Origin of the sequence: Caulobacter sp. 602-1, from assembly GCF_003931565.1 — a bacterium.
GTDB lineage: Bacteria > Pseudomonadota > Alphaproteobacteria > Caulobacterales > Caulobacteraceae > Caulobacter.
Window position 1 is genome coordinate 1 of sequence record NZ_RRYI01000098.1, and the last position, 301, is coordinate 301.

At 66.4% G+C, this 301-nt stretch carries 1 protein-coding gene; it reads right to left on the reverse strand.

Translation table 11 applies throughout. The features are described from left to right. On the reverse strand, nt 1-289 hold a 289-nt coding region (locus tag EIK80_RS25405), incomplete at its 3' end, for a sugar nucleotide-binding protein (RefSeq protein ID WP_199743640.1). Nucleotides 290-301: the final 12 nt, after the last annotated feature.

A 301-nucleotide genomic window follows, 5' to 3' on the forward strand; every position in this document is an offset into this window, starting at 1 on the left:
GGTCCTTGGCCACCTTGGCCAGCAGAGCCGGACCCTGGGCATTCGCCTTCCACGCGATCGGACGGCCTTCGGCGGTCTCGGCCTTGTCGACGGCCGTGTAGGCGCCCGCGTTGATGATCGTGCCGTACAGGCTCCAATCGTATGCCTCGTATGCCTTCGGGTCGGAGAAGTCGAACTCGTCGATGTCCGTGTACTCGAAGCCCTCCAGACCATGCGCTTCCGCGTAGGCGCGGATCGCGTGGCCCAGCTGGCCGTTGCAGCCCGTCACCAGGGTGCGCTTGGGAGCCATGGGCTTGGCGTC